This window comes from Brevundimonas sp. FV1ye29L (assembly GCF_058681095.1).
Genome location: NZ_CM178730.1, coordinates 1,947,943 through 1,961,273, shown reverse-complemented (window position 1 = coordinate 1,961,273; position 13,331 = coordinate 1,947,943). Strand labels below are relative to the sequence as shown.

Below are 13,331 nucleotides of genomic sequence, written 5' to 3'. Positions count from 1 at the left end.
GGTGAGGGCGTGACATGATGTCGATGCTGGCGGCGGGCCTCGCCGCTGTTCTGGTTCAATCGGGCCCGGTCCCCGAAACTCCGACTGCGGTCGCTCCCGCGCCGCAGGTCTGGACCGGCGGCAAGGTCGAATGGACGCGGATGCCGCGTCCGGAGCGAAGCCTTCCCACCGACGCCCTGCCGACGGGCGTGACCTATGTCGCCAATCTGGACTGCAGGATCACGCAGCGGGGCGGGCTCGACGATTGTCGGGTCATGTACGAAAGAGAGAACGGCATTGGTTTCGGGCAGGCGGCGGTTCGCGGCGCGCGGGACGCCCGCATCAGGATGTCGTCGCCGGGCCCTCAGCCCGGGGACAGGCTGCATTTTGCCGTGACCCTGACGATGGACGACTGACGCGCCCTGAAAAGGCCGCTGTGGCGTTGCAAAAAACGCTGCACACCTGTATCTGGCGCGGTTCTTCTGCCGCCCCCCGAAGGATTCCCATGGCTCGCGTCACTGTCGAAGACTGCATCGAAAAGGTGCCGAACCGTTTCGGTCTGGTCCTGCTGGCCGGCAACCGCGCCCGCGCGATCGCCAACGGCGCGCCCCTGCTGCTGGATCGCGACAATGACAAAAACCCCGTCGTGGCCCTGCGCGAGATCGCCGAGGACCGCGTGGTCCCGGACGAACTGACCGAGACCATCGTCGTGGCGCTGCAACGCGTCGACGAGCGGACCGAAGCCGAGGACGAGGCCGAGGTCGTGGCCCTGCTGGCCGAGCCTCAGCACATGAACATGGCCGAGCAGGAACTGATCCGCGCCCTGCAGAGCGACCGGGACGGCGGCCAGGAAGAACGCTACTGACGGCCGAGCCCGTCAACGGCGTCACCATTCTTCCGGCGCGGGCCGGCTCGCCCCCGCCGGCTCCCGAAGCTGCGAATCTGAACGATCCGCCCCAACCGGCCGCCGAGGCGCCGGTGGTCAAACGCGCCCCCATCCTGCGCCAGTTCGAGCTGATCGAGGCGGTCAAGGCCTATGACCCCACCGCCGACGAGGCGATGCTCAACAAGGCCTATGTCTATGCGATGAAGATGCATGGCTCGCAGCTGCGGGCCTCGGGCGATCCCTATTTCGCCCATCCGATCCAGGTCGCTGGCATTCTGACCGACTATCGGCTGGACACGGCCTCCATCGTCACCGCCCTGCTGCACGATGTGGTCGAGGACACCCCCGCCACCCGCGACGACATCGCCGCCCTGTTCGGGGAGGAGGTCGCCGTCCTGGTCGAGGGGGTGACCAAGCTGTCGCGTCTTGAACTGCAGGCCGAGCACACCCGCCAGGCCGAAAACCTGCGCAAATTCATCCTGGCCATCAGTCGCGACGTGAGGGTGTTGCTGGTCAAGCTGGCCGACCGTCTGCACAACATGCGGACGCTGAAATACGTCAAGCCCGAGAAGCGTGAGCGGATTAGTCGCGAGACCCTGGAGGTCTATGCCCCGCTGGGCCGGTCGATCGGCATTCACTCGATTGCGTCCGAGCTGGAAGAGCTGGCCTTTGAACATCTGAACCCGACGGCCCGCACCGCCATACAGCGGCGGCTCGAGGCCCTGAAGATGGAGCACGGCCACGCCATTGAGGGCGTGTCGCACGAGGTCGAGCGGGTGCTGTCCGAGGCGGGGATCGAGGCCGAGGTCTATGGTCGGCAGAAGACGCCCTATTCGATCTGGAGGAAGCTGCAGCGCAAGACGGTGGGCTTTTCCAGCCTGTCGGACATCTACGGCTTTCGCGTCATCGTGCCGTTCGAGGATGACTGTTACCGCGCTCTGGGCGTCATCCACCGCGCCTGGCCGATGGTGCCCGAGCGGTTCAAGGACTTCATCTCGACGCCCAAGTCGAACAACTATCGCTCATTGCACACCACCGTCGTCGGGCCCGGCGCACTGCGGATCGAGATGCAGATCCGCACCGAAGCCATGGACCGGGTCGCCGAGGACGGGGTGGCGGCCCACTGGGCCTACAAGAACCACTCCTATGGCCTGGACCGCGAGGCGATGGAGGCCGGGGGCGGGCGCGATCCCCTGCAGAACCTGCGCCATCTCGTCCAGGTCATCGAGCACGGGGAGGGGGGCGAGGACTGGGTCGAGCACGCCAAGCTGGAGATGTACCTTGAACAGGTGTTCGTCTTCACGCCCAAGGGCCGGCTGATCAGCCTGCCGCGCGGCGGCATGCCGCTGGACTTCGCCTATGCCGTGCACACGGAGGTCGGGGACACGGCAGCCGGGGTCAAGGTCAATGGCGAGCTGAAGCCGATGCGGACGGTGCTGCAGAACGGCGACGTCGTCGAGATCATCCGCGGGACCCGGCGCGAGGCGCCGGCCGACTGGCGGTCGCTGACGGTCACCGGGCGGGCGCGGTCGGCGATCCGCCGACACCTGCGCGGGGCCGAGCGGGACGAGTTCCTGAGACTGGGGCGCACGACCCTCGAGCAGACGATCGCCAAGGCCGGCAAGTCGATGGACGATGTGTCGCTGAAGCCCCTGCTGGAGACCATGGCCATCGCTTCCGAGGCCGATCTGTTCGAGGCCATCGGCCGGGGCCGGGTGTCGCCGGTCAAGGTGGCCGAAACCCTGTTCCCGCAGTTGAAGGGCAAGATCGCCTCGGCGGCCAACAGGAAGAAGATCCAGGATTCCCGCGCCCGGCTCTTCGTGCGCGGCGGCGGGCTGACGCCGGGGGTGAGCATCCATTTCGGCCAGTGCTGCTCGCCCCTGCCGGGAGACCGGATCGTCGGGATTCTGGAGCCGGACAAGGGGCTGACCGTCCACACCATCGACTGCCAGACGCTGGCGGACTTCGCCGATGACGACAGCGTCTGGCAGGACCTGCAATGGACGCCGACGGCGGAAAAGGGCGGCCTCGGCGTCGCCCGGCTCAAGGCCACCGTGCGGAATGGCGTCGGGGTGCTGGGCCAGGTCACGACCCTGATCGGCGACGCGGGGGGCAATATCCGCAACCTGACCCTGAGCCACCGGGCCGAGGATTTCTTCGACCTGAATTTCGACGTCGAGGTCGAGGACGCGAAACACGCGACCCTGATCATGGCGGCCCTGCGCGCCAATCCGTCCGTCGACGCCGTCGACCGGTTGCGTGGCTGATCGTGGACTCCCCGAAGCCGAATGCCGCCCAGATCGCGTCGCCGTCCTACCGGTTGGCGGCGATGGACCAGGAATTCCTCCTCGGCGATTCGATGCGGGGCGTCCGCTTCCTGCTGGAATACGCCAAGGCCGAGGAGGCGCTGAGGGAATGGGGCGTGCGTTCGACCATTGTGGTGTTCGGCACGGCGCGGGCAAGGGAAGGCGACGCCGGGTCGCGCGGACGCTGGATCGAACAGGCGCGGGCGTTTGGCCGGCTGGCGTCCGAGCGGGGCGGGGCCCTGCGCGGCGAGGTGGGCGAGCCGCGCGACAATGTCATCGCCACGGGCGGCGGGCCGGGGGTGATGGAGGCGGCGAATCGCGGCGCGACCGAGGCCGGAGCGCCGTCGGTGGGCATCAACATCACCCTGCCGCACGAACAGGAGCCCAACGCCTGGTCGACGCCGGAACTGACCTTCCGGTTCCACTATTTCGCCATGCGGAAAATGCATCTGGCCATGCGGGCCAACGCCCTGGTGGTGTTCCCGGGCGGGTTCGGCACCTTTGACGAACTGTTCGAGATCCTGACCCTGCGCCAGACGGACAAGGCGCCGCCGATCCCGATCGTCCTGTTCGACGAGGCCTACTGGCGGTCGGTGATCAATTTCGACGCCCTGGTCGAGCACGGGATGATCCACGCCGACGACCTGAAGCTGTTCGCCTTTGCGGATGACGCCGAGGCGGTCTGGGCGCGGTTGCTGGAGGGCGGGCTGAGGCCGCACGAAAACATCGAACAAGCGGCGCCGGACGCTTCATCCCCCGCGCAATAGGCGGTATGCGGTCTGCATGACCTCAGATGACGTTCTTGACGAGTTTCGCGGCGCCGGCGCCCTGCGCGAAGGCCATTTCGTGCTGTCCTCCGGGCTGCACAGTCCGGTGTTTCTGCAAAAAAACCTGGTGTTCATGGACGGCGAACGCTGCGCGCGTCTGTGCAAGGCCCTGGCGGAAAAGGTGATCGCGGCGGTCGGGCCGGTCGATGTCGCCATCTCTCCGGCCGTGGGGGGGATCATCCCCGGCTATGAGACGGCCAGACACCTCGGCGTGCGCTCCATGTATGTCGAGCGCGAGGGCGGAGAGTTCAAATTGCGGCGCGGCTTCCATGTCGAGCCGGGCGAGCGGGTCGTCATGGTCGAGGATATCGTGACCACAGGCCTGTCGTCGCGCGAGTGCATCGCCGCGATCGAGAAGGCGGGCGGAACGGTCGTGGCCGCCGCCTGTATCGTCGATCGCTCGGGCGGGCGCGCCGACGTCGGCGTGCCCCTGATTGCTCTCGCCACGCTGGACGTGCCGGCATACCCCGCCGACGCCCTGCCGCCCGAACTGGCCGCCCTGCCGGTCGAGGATCCGGGCAGCCGGCGGTTGTCGGTCGGGGTCTGATCGTATGACCCTTCCTCTGCGGCTCGGCGTCAACATCGACCATGTGGCGACCGTGCGGAATGCGCGCGGCGGCCTGTATCCCGACCCGGTGCGGGCGGCGCGGGAGGCGCTGGACGCGGGGGCCGACGGCATCACCGCCCACCTGCGCGAGGACCGGAGGCATATTTCCGACGGCGACATCGACAGGCTGTCGGCTCTGCTGCGGGATCAGGCCCGGCCGCTCAATCTCGAGATGGCGGTGACGCAGGAGATGCTGGCCATTGCCCTGCATCACCGGCCGCACGCGGTCTGTCTGGTGCCCGAGAAGCGCGAGGAGCGCACAACCGAGGGCGGGCTGGATGTGGTCGGGGGCCACAACTGGATCACGCCCTTTGTCGGCAGGCTGACCGAGGCCGGATGCCGTGTCTCTGTGTTCATCGGGGCCGATCCGGAGCAGATCGCTGCCGCCCACCGCTCTGGGGCGGCCGTGGTCGAACTGCACACGGGCGCCTTCTGCGACGCCGTACGCGAGGGACAGGACGAGGTCGCGGCTCAGGAACTGGCGGCGCTCAGGGCCGGGGCCGCGCAAGCCGCCGCCCTGGGACTGGAAGTCCATGCGGGCCACGGCATCGACTATGAGACGGTCGCGCCGATCGCCGCCATCCCGCAGGTGGCGGAACTGAATATCGGCCATTTCCTGATCGGCGAGGCGATCTTCGTCGGCCTGGGCGCCGCCATCGCCCGGATGCGGGCCCTGATGGACGCCGCGCGGGCGGAGCCGGAGGCGTGATCATCGGCGTGGGGGCGGACCTGTCCGACATCCGCCGCATCCAGAGCTCGATCGACCGGTTCGGCGACCGGTTCAAACAGCGCTGCTTTACCGAGATCGAGCGCGAGCGGTCGGAGCGCAAGCCGGACGCCGCCTGGAGCTACGCCAAGCGGTTTGCGGCCAAGGAAGCCTGCGCCAAGGCGCTGGGCACCGGCATGCGGCGCGACGTCTACTGGAAGGACATGGGGGTGGTGAACCTGCGGTCGGGCCAGCCGACCCTGGCCCTGACGGGGCCGGCGGCCGGGCGCCTGAAACACCTGACGCCCGCCGGCCATGAGGCGAGGATACACCTGACCCTGAGCGACGAGCATCCCTATGCACTCGCCTTCGTGGTGATCGAGGCCTTGCCGCTGTCGTAATCAGTCTATAGTGCGGCGAAACAGGCCGCCAATCAGGCGGGGACGGGCATTTCCACGTATGAGCGACGACAAGACACCCACCGGCGCCGAGAGTGCGCAGGGTGCGACCACCTCCGACAGCCGCCGCCCGATCTGGAGCGATCAGGGTGATGCGCCGTTTGACGATGGCCCCCGTGAAAAGGCGATCCCCAAGGCTGCTCGCGTGAAGGACGATCCCGAACCCCGTTCGGCCGGCAGCGAGACGATGGAGATCATCAAGACGGTCGTCTTCGCCCTGCTGATCGCCTTTGTGCTGCGCGTGATGCTGTTCCAGCCCTTCACCATCCCGTCGGCCTCGATGGAGCCGAACCTCTATGAGGGCGACTATATCGTCGTGTCCAAATGGTCGTACGGCTATTCCAAATTCTCCAGCGGCCTTCCGGTCAATCTGCCCGTCGGCGAGGGCCGCATCTTCGGCCGGGCCCCGGAACGCGGCGACATCGTGGTCTTCAAACTGCCGCGCGACGACAAGACGGACTACATCAAACGCGTGATCGGCCTGCCCGGCGACACGGTGCAGATGATCGCCAACAAACTCTATATCAACGGTCAGCCGGTCGAGGACGCCGTCGTGCGCAGCACCGAGGTGGCCGATATGTTCGGTCCGCGCACGGCGGTTCAGGTTCGCGAGACCCTGCCGAACGGCAGAACCTTCATGACCCAGGACTTCGGTCCGGGCGGCGATCTGGACGAGACCCCGGTCTATAGCGTGCCTGAGGGCCACTATTTCATGATGGGCGACAACCGCGACAACTCGATCGACAGCCGGGTTGAACAGTCGTCGGGCGTCGGTCTGGTGCCGGCCCAGAATCTGGTCGGCAAGGCCCAGATCATCATGTTCTCGTGGGAGCCGGGGGCGTCGCTGATCAATCCGGTCAGCTGGTTCGCCAAGATCCGGCTGAGCCGCTTCTTCCGAATTCTGGACTGATGAAGAAGGGTCGCGCCGGGGCGGTGGCCGAACTGGTCCTCCGGCTCGACTACGACTTCAGGGATCCCGCCCTGCTGGAGCGCGCCCTGACCCACATCAGTGCGGAACAGGGGGCGGTGCGTCCTCTGGGAAACTATGAGCGGCTGGAGTTTCTGGGCGACCGGGTTCTGGGTCTGCTGACGGCCAGACATCTGTTCGACGCCTGGCCGGCGGCGACCGAGAGCGAACTGAACCGGCATTTCCAGGTTCTGGTCGATCGCTCCGCCTGCGCCCGGGTCGCCCGCACGGTCGGGGTGGGGCCGGCGATGCGGATGGACGGCGGCGAGACCCAGGCGGGTCTGCGCAAGAACGACAGCGTACTGGCCGACGTCATGGAGGCCATTCTGGCGGCCGCCTATCTTGACGGCGGGATGGACGGCGCCGGACGGGTGTTCGCCTCGGCCTGGCGGGACGAACTGGCCAAGCCGCCGCCGACCCATGCGACCAGCAACGTCAAGGCGGCCCTGCAGGAATGGGCGCAAAAGGCCGGACGGCCCTTGCCCGCCTATCGCGTGATCCGCCAGACCGGGTCATCGCATGCCCCGACCTTTACCGTCGAGGTTTCGGTCGAGGGCGTCGAGCCGGTGACAGAAGACGGCCGTTCGCGGCAGGATGCAGAAAAGGCGGCTGCGACCGCCATGTTGAAACGGGAAGGCGTCATTTGACCGATACTGAAATCAGGGTGGAAGACCAGAAGGCCGGCTTCGCCGCCATCATCGGCGCGCCCAATGCGGGCAAGTCGACCCTGGTCAACCGCCTGACCGGGACCAAGGTCTCCATCGTGACGCAGAAGGTGCAGACGACGCGCTTTCCGGTGCGCGGCATCGCCATGTCGGACCATGCCCAGATCGTGCTGGTGGACACCCCCGGCGTTTTCACACCGCGTCGACGGCTGGATCGCGCCATGGTCGCCTCGGCCTGGGCCGGGGCGGCGGACGCCGATATCGTGGTGCATCTGGTGGACGCCGCGTCCCACATCGCCTCGGAGGGCCGGGACGGTTCGGCCGCCGACCGCAAGTCGGCCGAGGACACCGAGACCATCATCGCCAACCTGAAAGCGTCGGGGACGAAGGTCATCCTGGCCCTCAACAAGATCGACGGCATGCGCCGTGACACCCTGCTGGCCCTGTCGCACGCCCTGTTCGAGACCGGAGTCTATTCAGAGGTCTTCATGATTTCGGCCCTCAGCGGGGACGGCGTCGAGGACCTGAAGACCCGGCTGGCCCTGGCCATGCCAAAGGGGCCCTGGCTCTATCCCGAGGATCAGTCGGCCGATGTGCCGATGCGGGTCCTGGCGGCCGAGATCACCCGCGAGAAGGTCTATCTGAGGGTCCATGAGGAACTGCCCTATTCGGCGGCGGTGGAGACCACGGCCTTTGACGAAAAGGGCGACGGATCGGCCCGGATCGAACAGACCATCTATGTCGAGCGCGAGAGCCAGAGGCCGATCGTACTGGGCAAGGGCGGCCAGACGCTGAAATGGATCGGGCAGAAGTCGCGCGAGGAACTGACCGAACTGCTGGACCGGCCGGTGCATCTGTTCCTGACGGTCAAGGTCGATCCGCGCTGGCAGGACAGCCGGGCGCTCTACGCCCAGTTCGGCCTGGACTACGACGTCTGATGCGATGAAGGGGCTTCGTCACGGCATCTTTGCGGGGCTGGCGGCCGCCGCCTTCATCGCGGGAGGGTTCGGCGGCGCCGCCCTGTTGCGGGCGGACAGGGCCAAGGCGACGGCCAGCCAGGCCGGGCCCGACGCGGCCTCAGGCGCCGTCCCGATCCGCGTGGTCGAGACCCTGCCGCTTCTCAAGGCGCGGCTGGACGCCAATCCGGCCAATTTCATGGGGGCGGTGCTGGTCGCGAGGGGCGACCGGGTCCTGTTCCGGCAGGTCTATGGCCAGGCCGATGTGGAGCGCGGAATCGCGCTGACCCCCACGACACGCTTCCGACTGGCCTCGATCAGCAAACAGTTCACCGCCGCCGCCATCCTGAAGCTGCAGGATGAGGGGCGATTGAAGACGTCGGACAAGGTCTGCGCCTGGATCCAGCCCTGTCCGGACGCCTGGGCCGACATGACCATCGCCCATCTGATATCACACCAGTCCGGGATCCCCGACCTGATGGCGCGCCCGGGTTGGGGCGAGCGCCGGGTGGCGCCGGCGACGCTGAGTCAATTGACCGAAGAGTCAAAGACATTTGGGCTTCAGTTCCCGGCCGGAACGAGGATCAGATACAACAACGCCGGGTTCAATCTGGCGGCGGACATCGTCGAGCGGGCCAGCGGGGTGGCCTATCCCGACTATCTGCAGGCGACCTTCTTCCTGCCTCTGGGCATGAAGGACACGGGTCTGGGCGATATCGCTGCGGACGGCGGACCCATCGCCACGGGCTATGCCAATCTGCGCGAGGGGCTGATCCCCCAGACCCAGCCGAACGTCAGTATCGTCGAAGGGGCGGGCGCGCTCTATTCGACACTGGACGACCTCCTGAAGTGGGAGCGGGCCCTGCACCACGGGCGGGTCCTTTCGTCCGCCGCCTATGCCGAGATGACCGCCGACCATGCCCCGCCGATCACGGAGGAGGACACCCGCCGGCCCGAGCGCCAGTGGGGATATGGACTGTTCATCATGCCGCTGGGCATCGAGGTCGAGCCGTCCTTCCACGATCGCCAGATCTATCATACCGGCAGCTGGTCCGGGTTCCGCAACCTGGCGACGTATCAGCCGGACAGCGATGTGACCGTCATCGTCCTGTCCAACAGCTACTACCAGCGGGAAGAGGTCCTGCTGATCACCCAGCAGGCCCTGGCCGAGGTGCTGGGCCGGCCGATCCCGACCGCCCTGAAGCCCCGTGATCCCGCAGTCGTCGCCGCGACGCCCGCCGGCGCCAACTAACGCAGGTTCAGGCCGAGAACTGTTCGGCCAGGACCCGTTCCTCGAACGAACGCCCGGCCTCGAACAGCATGGTCAGGGCGACATCGCGGCGCTCGTGCACCTCCACCTTCGCCACCCTCCGGACTTCCAGATTGTCCGCGACGGCGCTGACGGGTCGCTTCTCGGCCTCCAGCACCTCGAACGTGACCCTGGCCTGATGCGGCAGCAGGGCGCCGCGCCAGCGTCGGGGACGGAAGGCGCTGATCGGCGTGAGGGCCAGAACCTTGCTGTCCAGGGGGATGATGGGGCCGTGGGCCGAGAGGTTGTAGGCGGTGGATCCCGCCGGGGTCGCCACCATACAGCCGTCGCAGCTGAGCTCGTCCAGCCGGACCTTGCCATCGACGCTGATCCGGAGCTTGGCGCTCTGGCGTGTCTGGCGGAGCAGGGAGACCTCATTGATGGCCAGTCCGCTGACGACCTCGCCGGCCTCGCCCCAGGCGTCCATCTGGAGCGGGTGAATGACGGCGCGGCCGGCCGCCGCGATGCGGGCGGGCAGGTCGGCATCCTCATAGTCGTTCATCAGGAAGCCGACCGAGCCGCGGTTCATGCCGTAGACGGGCGTTCGACGCTTGAGATCGCTGTGCAGGGTCTCCAGCATGAAGCCGTCGCCGCCGAGCGCGACGATGACGTCGGCCTCCTCGACCGGAACTGAACCATACCGTTTGGCCAGCCGCACCCGGGCGAACTGGGCCTCGGGCCGGTCGCTGGCTGTGAAGGCGAGGGCGAGGTCGGCGGCGGAGGTCATGGCGCTACGCAAGCCGAGCCGGACGACGAAGTCAAACCGGCAGGCCGGTTTCCGCTTCCATCAGCAGGCGAAAAGCATAGCCGGCCTCGACCGGCGTCATGGTCCGCCCCGTCACGCCCGCGTCGTCGCCGGAGCCCGGAAGGCCGCCGCTCAGGGCCCGAAGTTCCTTCAGCAGGGTGGGGAAGACCGCCCGGTCAATGCCGACGGCGGCGCAGGCCAGATACAGCGCGTCCGGGGCCGGGCGCCGCACCGCCTGCCGGATTTGCACCAGAGACACCCCGCTGAGCGCCGACAGGCCGTGTTCGAACAGGCCGATCTGCTTTTCCCGAACGGCGCGGACCAGAAAGCCGGCGCGCAGCTGCCCGGAGCCCAGGAGCTTGTCGACCAGACGACGGTCCATCTCGTCCCGGTCGCCCGGACCCGTGCCTGCGGAACTGAGCAGGACAGTCATGGTCGGCGAACGAGGCCGGCTCATTGCGCTTTCGATGGCGGCGGTAATGGCGGCCGGCAGGGCGGGACCGGTGTCAATGAACCGGGTCTGGAGTTCGGACCTGAGCGCCTCACCGACCAGATTGTAGAGCTCCTGCGCCAGTTGTCTGTTCAGGCCGGGATGACGCGACAGCGGCGCCCGGAGGGCCGCCACGCGACGCGCCTGCTCGATGAGCCGCTTCAGACCCGCTTCGCTGACCTCGGCCGTCGCATTGCCGGCGAGGGCGGTCATGGGGGCCGGCAGGGCGGCGTCGATGATGGCGTCCGCCACGCGACCGCTGAGATGGGGACGGCGCGCGACCTCGACCTGGTGGTCGAGGCTCGCCTCGATCAGGATCCGCATCAGATCCTCGTCGCGGAGCAGGGGACTGCGGGCGATCACCGGTCGGGCGATATCGATCTCGTCCATGACCAGCAGGTCGACGAGGGCGCGGGGCGCCCATACGGCGTCGGCCAGTTGCTCGGCCAGGGCCTGGCGGATGCGCGTCTCGGCGTCCCGCGCCAGGGTCAGAAAGATATCGCTGAGGACCGGGGCGCAGCCCTCGGTCGGGGGGGTGGCCTTGCAGAGGGCCACCACGCCCAGCATCAACCGCTGCCGGTCGTCGACCGAGCGGCTTTCTGCGAGGGTCAGAAGTTCGGCGGACGGCGGGACATCCGGCGCAACGGGCGATCTTTGCGGCATCGAGACGGCGACCAAGGCAGGCTCCAGCGCAGAACGGCGGGCTAACGAACATCGTCAAGATCGCCCGATCCGGTGAAGGCAGGGTTAATGAACCCTGAACCGCTCAACATTTCGATCGCCGGCTTGACGTGGAACCGGGGGAGGCGGAACCTTGCGCCAGCTGCCCACAGAGACGGCAAAGGAGAGGTTCATGGCCGACGGCGCTGCACAGTCCATCAAGTCCCGCGTATCCGAAGCCGAGTGGCAGGTCCGCGTCGATCTGGCCGCCCTGTACCGGCTGGTCGCCCTGCACGGCTGGGACGACATGATCTTTACCCATATCTCGGCGCGTGTGCCTGGGCCGGAACACCATTTCCTGATCAATCCCTATGGCTGGTATTTCGAGGAGATCACCGCCTCGTCGCTGGTCAAGGTCGATCTGGACGGCAATATCGTTCAGGACACCCAGAGCTTCATCAATCCGGCCGGTTTCACCATCCATTCGGCCGTGCATGGCGCGCGCGAGGACGCCCGCTACGTCATCCATCTGCATACGGTGGCCGGCGTAGGGGTGGCGGCGCAGAAGGAAGGCCTGCTGCCACTGGGCCAGAATGCCTGTCTGTTGCAGCACCAGGTCGCCTATCACGGCTATGAAGGGGTCGCGCTGAACCATGACGAGCGCGAACGCCTGGTCTCAGATCTCGGCGACAAATCGCTGATGCTGCTGAAAAACCATGGGACGTTGGCTGTCGGTCAGACGGCGGCGGCGGCCTGGATCGGCATGTTCTTTCTCGAACGCGCCTGCGCCCAGCAGGTGGCGGCCCTGTCTGCCGGTCGTGACGGCGTGCTGCTGGCGCCCGAAGAGGCCCAGGAAGAGGCGAGGATGCAGGGCGGGGGTCTTTCGTACGTCTCGGCCCTCGCCTGGCCTGGGGCGCTGCGGATGCTGGACCGCAAAAACCCCGGCTACGACGCCTGATGCGGGGCGCGGCGTCTCTTCGCCGCGCCGCCCGGGTCGCCCCATTCGTCCTGATGTCCGGTCTGGCGACTCCCGCCGTCTCTGGCGCCTGGACCCAACCCAGGGGGCAGGGACAGGCCATTCTCAAATACGAGGATCTGCGCGCGGATCGGGGCTTCGATCCCTCGGGCGAAGATCGGCCCTTGCTGTCGCAGCGGCGGGATCGGTCGGCGGGGGTCTTTGCCGAATATGGAGTCACCGATCGGCTGACGCTCCAGTTCAAGGGCGACTGGCAGGATGGGCGCGACGCCTTTGTCGACTATGAAGGCCGGGGGCCGCTGGAGATCGGCGCGACCTGGCAGGTCTGGCGGGACGACAGGGCGGCGTTCAGCCTCTACGGCGGCTATGCCTCTGGCGGCGAAGGCCGCAACGCCGGCTATGCTGCGCCCGGCGTCGGCGATCATGACTGGGAGGTTCGCGCCTCGGTCGGCCGGTCGTTCGGACCGGGCAAGGGGCGATGGGCGCCGAGCGGGCGATTCATCGAACTGCAGGCGGCGCGGCGATTTCGCGCCGGTCTCCCCGACGAGACCCGGATCGATGCCACCTTGGGCAGCCACTATGGCGAGGACTGGATGCTGCTGGCCCAGGCGTTCGGCGGCCTGGCTGACGGGGATGCGGCGGGACGGCCCGGCGCGCGCTGGCTGTCGATCGAATCGTCGGTCGTCCGTCGACTGGGGAACTGGCGCCTTCAGGCGGGCTGGCGGCGGACCGTGGCCGGGCGCGAGACGCCGATCGCCAGTGGGCCGGTGATCGCCCTCTGGCGGCGATTCTAG

At 67.5% G+C, this 13,331-nt stretch carries 15 protein-coding genes; 13 read left to right on the top strand and 2 right to left on the bottom strand.

Going from position 1 to position 13,331, the window contains the following annotated elements:
* Nucleotides 1-14: 14 nt before the first annotated feature.
* The 11 genes from ACW17W_RS09600 to ACW17W_RS09550 all read left to right on the top strand — a co-directional run bounded on the left by ACW17W_RS09600 (nt 15) and on the right by ACW17W_RS09550 (nt 9,609).
* The gene (locus ACW17W_RS09600) at nt 15-395 is read left to right on the top strand and encodes a hypothetical protein (RefSeq protein WP_492076643.1); all 381 of its coding nucleotides are present in this window, start codon (nt 15-17) and stop codon (nt 393-395) included.
* An 89-nt stretch (nt 396-484) separates the two neighbouring features.
* A complete protein-coding gene (gene rpoZ, locus ACW17W_RS09595; protein WP_492076642.1) occupies nt 485-844 on the top strand; it encodes a DNA-directed RNA polymerase subunit omega in 360 nt (119 codons plus the stop codon).
* A gap of 221 nt (nt 845-1,065) precedes the next feature.
* Nucleotides 1,066-3,132: a RelA/SpoT family protein gene (locus ACW17W_RS09590; RefSeq protein ID WP_492080299.1), complete on the top strand. Its 2,067-nt coding sequence runs from the start codon at nt 1,066-1,068 to the stop codon at nt 3,130-3,132.
* On the top strand, nt 3,132-3,938 hold the full coding sequence (locus ACW17W_RS09585; RefSeq protein ID WP_492080298.1) for an LOG family protein: 807 nt from the start codon (nt 3,132-3,134) through the stop codon (nt 3,936-3,938). Before ACW17W_RS09590 ends, ACW17W_RS09585 begins: the two co-directional genes overlap by 1 nt.
* A 16-nt stretch (nt 3,939-3,954) precedes the next feature.
* The gene (pyrE, locus tag ACW17W_RS09580) at nt 3,955-4,545 is read left to right on the top strand and encodes an orotate phosphoribosyltransferase (RefSeq protein WP_492076641.1); all 591 of its coding nucleotides are present in this window, start codon (nt 3,955-3,957) and stop codon (nt 4,543-4,545) included.
* A 4-nt stretch (nt 4,546-4,549) separates the two neighbouring features.
* Complete coding sequence (locus tag ACW17W_RS09575; RefSeq protein WP_492076640.1) at nt 4,550-5,314, top strand: pyridoxine 5'-phosphate synthase; 765 nt, start codon at nt 4,550-4,552, stop codon at nt 5,312-5,314.
* Nucleotides 5,311-5,712 carry a holo-ACP synthase gene (gene acpS / locus ACW17W_RS09570; protein ID WP_492076639.1) on the top strand — a complete coding sequence of 134 codons (402 nt, stop codon included), beginning with the start codon at nt 5,311-5,313 and terminating at the stop codon, nt 5,710-5,712. The genes ACW17W_RS09575 and acpS overlap by 4 nt, the downstream gene beginning before the upstream one ends.
* Nucleotides 5,713-5,770: 58 nt before the next feature.
* Nucleotides 5,771-6,679 carry a signal peptidase I gene (gene lepB / locus ACW17W_RS09565; protein ID WP_492076638.1) on the top strand — a complete coding sequence of 303 codons (909 nt, stop codon included), beginning with the start codon at nt 5,771-5,773 and terminating at the stop codon, nt 6,677-6,679.
* Nucleotides 6,679-7,383 (top strand): ribonuclease III, encoded by a 705-nt coding sequence (gene rnc, locus ACW17W_RS09560; RefSeq protein WP_492076637.1) that lies wholly within the window; start codon nt 6,679-6,681, stop codon nt 7,381-7,383. Before lepB ends, rnc begins: the two co-directional genes overlap by 1 nt.
* A complete protein-coding gene (era, locus tag ACW17W_RS09555) occupies nt 7,380-8,339 on the top strand; it encodes a GTPase Era (protein ID WP_492076636.1) in 960 nt (319 codons plus the stop codon). Before rnc ends, era begins: the two co-directional genes overlap by 4 nt.
* Nucleotides 8,340-8,343: 4 nt before the next feature.
* Nucleotides 8,344-9,609: a serine hydrolase domain-containing protein gene (locus tag ACW17W_RS09550; RefSeq protein ID WP_492076635.1), complete on the top strand. Its 1,266-nt coding sequence runs from the start codon at nt 8,344-8,346 to the stop codon at nt 9,607-9,609.
* A gap of 7 nt (nt 9,610-9,616) precedes the next feature.
* Here the strand turns inward: ACW17W_RS09550 and ACW17W_RS09545 are convergent, their stop codons facing one another.
* A complete protein-coding gene (locus ACW17W_RS09545) occupies nt 9,617-10,393 on the bottom strand; it encodes an NAD kinase (RefSeq protein WP_492076634.1) in 777 nt (258 codons plus the stop codon).
* Between the two features lie 31 nt (nt 10,394-10,424).
* Nucleotides 10,425-11,579, bottom strand: a complete 1,155-nt coding sequence (locus ACW17W_RS09540) for a DUF2336 domain-containing protein (RefSeq protein ID WP_492076633.1) — start codon at nt 11,577-11,579, stop codon at nt 10,425-10,427.
* A 175-nt stretch (nt 11,580-11,754) separates the two neighbouring features.
* Between ACW17W_RS09540 and ACW17W_RS09535 the strand changes: the two genes are divergently transcribed.
* Together ACW17W_RS09535 and ACW17W_RS09530 are read left to right on the top strand one after the other, a co-directional pair.
* Nucleotides 11,755-12,519 carry a class II aldolase/adducin family protein gene (locus tag ACW17W_RS09535; RefSeq protein WP_492076632.1) on the top strand — a complete coding sequence of 255 codons (765 nt, stop codon included), beginning with the start codon at nt 11,755-11,757 and terminating at the stop codon, nt 12,517-12,519.
* The gene (locus ACW17W_RS09530) at nt 12,519-13,331 is read left to right on the top strand and encodes a hypothetical protein (RefSeq protein WP_492076631.1); all 813 of its coding nucleotides are present in this window, start codon (nt 12,519-12,521) and stop codon (nt 13,329-13,331) included. The genes ACW17W_RS09535 and ACW17W_RS09530 overlap by 1 nt, the downstream gene beginning before the upstream one ends.

Coding starts and splice junctions, on each gene's coding strand:
- ACW17W_RS09600 (WP_492076643.1), top strand. CDS start 15: ATGATGTCGATGCTGGCGGCGGGCCTCGCCGCTGTTCTGGTTCAATCG.
- rpoZ (WP_492076642.1), top strand. CDS start 485: ATGGCTCGCGTCACTGTCGAAGACTGCATCGAAAAGGTGCCGAACCGT.
- ACW17W_RS09590 (WP_492080299.1), top strand. CDS start 1,066: ATGAAGATGCATGGCTCGCAGCTGCGGGCCTCGGGCGATCCCTATTTC.
- pyrE (WP_492076641.1), top strand. CDS start 3,955: ATGACCTCAGATGACGTTCTTGACGAGTTTCGCGGCGCCGGCGCCCTG.
- ACW17W_RS09575 (WP_492076640.1), top strand. CDS start 4,550: ATGACCCTTCCTCTGCGGCTCGGCGTCAACATCGACCATGTGGCGACC.
- lepB (WP_492076638.1), top strand. CDS start 5,771: ATGAGCGACGACAAGACACCCACCGGCGCCGAGAGTGCGCAGGGTGCG.
- rnc (WP_492076637.1), top strand. CDS start 6,679: ATGAAGAAGGGTCGCGCCGGGGCGGTGGCCGAACTGGTCCTCCGGCTC.
- ACW17W_RS09550 (WP_492076635.1), top strand. CDS start 8,344: ATGAAGGGGCTTCGTCACGGCATCTTTGCGGGGCTGGCGGCCGCCGCC.
- ACW17W_RS09545 (WP_492076634.1), bottom strand. CDS start 10,393: ATGACCTCCGCCGCCGACCTCGCCCTCGCCTTCACAGCCAGCGACCGG.
- ACW17W_RS09535 (WP_492076632.1), top strand. CDS start 11,755: ATGGCCGACGGCGCTGCACAGTCCATCAAGTCCCGCGTATCCGAAGCC.
- ACW17W_RS09530 (WP_492076631.1), top strand. CDS start 12,519: ATGCGGGGCGCGGCGTCTCTTCGCCGCGCCGCCCGGGTCGCCCCATTC.